Raw genomic sequence first — 254 nt, 5'->3', positions numbered from 1 at the left:
CAGTACGAAGGCATCAGGAAAAAAAGCGAAGAAGTCCTAGAACATGTTGAACCTGGACGTTGCATGCCCGCCTTTGTCAAAGATCCGATTGAGTTTTGGCAGGCAGCCGATAGTCATGAACGAGCCAATGCCAAGGCCTACATGGAGTATGAAATTGCCCTACCAAATGAGTTCACGCCAGAACAGCGTAAAACGCTCATAGAGACGTTTTTAGACAAACATATAGTTCCACAGCAATATCCGCACTCATACGC

At 46.5% G+C, this 254-nt stretch carries 1 protein-coding gene; it reads left to right on the top strand.

Annotation, left to right across the window (positions count from 1 at the left end; translation table 11 throughout):
- Positions 1–254 (top strand): MobA/MobL family protein (locus RG959_RS24550; protein ID WP_342799341.1); only part of this gene is annotated, 254 nt, incomplete at both ends.

This window comes from Domibacillus sp. 8LH (genome assembly GCF_038806185.1).
Classification (GTDB): domain Bacteria; phylum Bacillota; class Bacilli; order Bacillales; family Domibacillaceae; genus Domibacillus; species Domibacillus indicus_A.
This window is presented reverse-complemented; position numbering and strand designations above follow the sequence as displayed.